The 3,530-nt window shown below is 46.5% G+C and carries 3 protein-coding genes and 1 pseudogene; 1 reads left to right on the plus strand and 3 read right to left on the minus strand.

The annotated features are described in order from the left end of the window. Positions 1-730, plus strand: a 730-nt coding sequence (locus tag ACYVTD_RS10650; protein ID WP_461247754.1) for a hypothetical protein, incomplete at its 5' end; no start/stop codon positions are given. A gap of 20 nt (positions 731-750) precedes the next feature. On the opposite strand, the gene ACYVTD_RS10655 is transcribed toward ACYVTD_RS10650, so the two are convergent. From ACYVTD_RS10655 to ACYVTD_RS10665, 3 genes and pseudogenes are all read right to left on the minus strand, one after another. Then, positions 751-1,872 carry a glycosyl hydrolase gene (locus tag ACYVTD_RS10655; protein WP_461247755.1) on the minus strand — a complete coding sequence of 374 codons (1,122 nt, stop codon included), beginning with the start codon at positions 1,870-1,872 and terminating at the stop codon, positions 751-753. 3 nt (positions 1,873-1,875) lie between these two features. Next, the gene (locus tag ACYVTD_RS10660) at positions 1,876-2,487 is read right to left on the minus strand and encodes a hypothetical protein (protein ID WP_461247756.1); all 612 of its coding nucleotides are present in this window, start codon (positions 2,485-2,487) and stop codon (positions 1,876-1,878) included. 79 nt (positions 2,488-2,566) lie between these two features. After that, a pseudogene (locus ACYVTD_RS10665) lies at positions 2,567-3,530 on the minus strand (hypothetical protein); the annotation flags it as partial.

Genomic DNA, 3,530 nt, shown 5'->3' on the forward strand with positions numbered 1-3,530 from the left:
TTTCCCTCTTTTGGTGAATATAGCCGCGTTATTAATTTTATGCGCGGGCGCGTGGTTTATTTTCTACTTTAACGGTAAAAAAGACGTGCAGGTAAGGCAGGGATTGGGCGCTTACGATTTAACGGAAAAGGCGTTAATTAATGAAATAAAAAAAGATTCGGCGATGACAGAGCTTGAGCATTTATCGAACGATCAGGACAAGGCAGCCGCTATCGAAGCGCAGTTGGCGGGAGGGCTTACGGCAATCAGCGATCTTATAAGGGACGCGAAGTATGATCAGGCGGAGGAGAGCATAGAAAATTACCGTTATATTAACAATGCGGGGGTTTTTCCGTCTTCACGGACGGCTCAGGCAAAAATAGATTTTTACAATAAAGCGCTTGATTCCATGGAGACGATGATAAAGCATCTTCGCGTAACAGGCGGCGCGGACAGTTTGGAATTGTTTACAAAAAACGAACAACTGGAAAAAAAAGTAAACGAAATGCAGAAAAATCTCGATTCGTTCAGCGCGGGCAGTTCCGGACAGGCGCGCCGGCTTAAAGAACTGGAAACTAAATTGGAAACGACAACCGCGGAAAAAGACAAGGCGATAGCGTCCCTTGAAGCCGATAAAAGCCGCCTTACGCAGACGGTGTCCGACCTTAACGACGTTACCGCCGGAAAAGACCAGAAAATCGCGGAACTTCAAAGCCAGCTTGACATCATCCGCCAGCTTTTGAAAGATTAGTTATTCTTGTTGAGGGGTTGTTATTCCGTCCGGTACTTTGTTAAATCCGGGAGTTTGTCCAACGTGATTACCGACGGGTGGCTATATACTTTTTTCTTGTGTGCGTTTTTGTTATGATATTCCCCGGAGAAAAAATTATCTTTATTCGATTCGCCCGCTTTTTTACTGTCGTTCCATGTCATGAACCATGACCACATGGCTCCGTCTTTAACGCAGTCGTCAGGATCGGGGATTTTTCCGTTTTCTGAAAGGGCGACCATGTATTCTTTATCGCCCATTTTTTTTGTCCGGTTAAACTGATCCTGTAGCGAAGAATAATTGTCCGCGTAAATATCCCTGCCTATAATGTCAACGGTTTTTGGGTCGGGAAACCAGCTTTCGCTGTCCCCGTTCCATACCCAAATAAGGTTATCCAATCCTTTTTCGTAAGTTAAATAATCCCACATGAATTCCCACAGCGCGATATAAGGTTTGGAACCGCTTGCCCCCCACCAGAACCAGCCGCCAGAAGCTTCATGCAACGGCCGCCATAATACGGGAATGTCTTTTTCTTTAAGCGTCTGTAGACGCAAAGCTAACACGTCAAGGTCTTTTAGAATTTCCTTAAAAGCGGCGCTTTCCGTATCAAGCTGGTAATTTTTCCATGGAATGCGGAAGGACGTTTTATTTGTATAAAATTCATTTTTCTCGCCCGCCCGCCAGTGCCAGCAGAATGTGACAATGCCGTGAACGGACGGTTTTTCCGGCAATAATACCTTGCCGTTATTTTTTCCTTCCCACCATTCAACGGCTTCGTTAACCTGTTCCCTGCCGTTCATGAAAGGCATATATGTTAATGAGAGCATGATAAAATCAAAACCTTTAATTGCTGGATATTTTCCGGTATCTGAATATACGCGGGATATCATGTCTATCTCTTCGTTGGTAGTCCATGACGTGTCCATCTGGCCGGAAATAATATACTTTCCATATACGTCGGACAGGTAATTTAACAGCCGTTTTTTGTTAGGTGATGATTCAGCAGGAGGCCGCACCGGTTTTTGCTTGGGCGCGGAAGACGGGGTGTCAACAGGCGGCGGCGTCGTGTTACATGAAAAAATGGATAACATTGCCGCCAGAAAGAGAACGCCTGTTGATTTCATTGTTTATTCCCAACGAATATTTCCGATGAAAACAGGGCCTTTGTAATTGGTCCTGTAGCCGACAATGCTTAAAAGCATATTATCAACCGGTTTGGCTCCTCTCGCCACCAGCGCTACAGTCGCTTTTACAAATCCGTTGGGAAGTTCTTCTACGGCTTTAATTGAATCCGCCATATTTTCCGCCAACGCGGTTTTACCGCTATAAATTATTATTTTACTCTTAAATTGGCCGCCTTTGGAAAAAGTCGGATTGTAATAAAAATCAAAATAAAATTTTCTTATGTTTTCAAGCGGAGGATCAAAATTTACCCTCATTTTAGGCTCTGACCAATCGGAATTAGCGTCCTTTGAAAAGTCAACGTCCATCCTTAACATTCCGCTTCCCAAGGTTTTATCATCACGGCTTAACGCCGCAGTTCCGTGAAAATCCCAATACTCTTCCGGAGCCATAGCCCAGCCCGCCGTTCCCGCCGCGGCATCGGAAAAATCACAACTGAACTTGACGGCCGGTGCGGCTTTTTCCTCAGTCTTCCCGCCGCCGCTTGACGCGCAGGAACCGATTAATACCGCGATCATCAGTAAAACGACAGATGTTATTACTACGTTCTTTTTCATAACCCACCTCTTGAATAAAGATTTTACGGCCTAAATGCCGTTTTTTCATTATACAATAGTTTGTTTTTCCGGTCAACAATTAATTTTTTAACAGTTGGGCGTATTCCGCTTCGTAGCGTTTCAATCGCGGATTGTCGGGGGAAATGGCGAGGGCCTGCCTTAGATAGTGGACCGCTCTGCGTTCTTCCCTTCTGCGGTTGTAAATTTCAAACATGGCAATTAACGCGTCAAGGTTGCGAGGGTCTTCAAAAAGGCTGGAGCGAAGGTCTCCGAGAGCCGCCTCTTCGTTTGTCTGGACGCGGCTTCGCAGAAAAAAATACCGGCTCTTATCCGCGCCGTCGCTTGCCGAAGCAAGACGGTTTTCCAACAACCTTGATGCTTCGTCCCTTCTTCCGTTATCGATTAACGCCGAAATATAGATGGCGATATTTTCATTTTTAGAGCTGTCTTTTTCATACAGTTCGCGCGCGTAAGAAAGCGCTTTTGCGTTGTTGTTCAAACCGTGTTCCACGCTGTACGCGTCCTGAAGATCCTGTACCGTTCTGCGGAGCGGAAGTATCTTGTTTAAATATCCCTGCGCCTCTTTCCAGTTTTCCCGACGGATGGCGTCGCGAAGGCTTAGGCTTAAGACCGTAACGGAAGAACCGGACAACTGACGCAGGCGGTCAAGGAGCGCCCTGCCTTCTTCCTGATCGGAAGCGCGGGATGAATCCATAAGAAGCCCCGCCGCGTAAACGATAGCCTCTTCATCGTCGGGATTGGTACGGAAGATCGAGCGCAGATAATTTAATGCCGAGTCGCGGTTTTTATTTCCTTCCGCCTGCAACCTCGCGCGTTGGAAAGGATACGTCCTGTTGTTGGAGTTAATCGACTCGTAAGTGTCAAGAACCGTGTGCGCCTGCGCGAAATTACCCTGTCCTATCAGTATATGCGCCTTCATCAAAAAAAGACCCCCGTTGCGCGGTTCGTTCTTTAAAATGTAATCTACAACCGACAGCAAGGCTCCCGCCGGAGGACTCGCCGAAGAAATACGGGACCTTGTA

This window comes from Treponema sp. R6D11, from assembly GCF_054786075.1.

Bases quoted from the DNA above. Each gene is read 5' to 3' on its own strand.
- ACYVTD_RS10655 (WP_461247755.1), bottom strand. From the start codon at position 1,872: ATGAAATCAACAGGCGTTCTCTTTCTGGCGGCAATGTTATCCATTTTT.
- ACYVTD_RS10660 (WP_461247756.1), bottom strand. From the start codon at position 2,487: ATGAAAAAGAACGTAGTAATAACATCTGTCGTTTTACTGATGATCGCG.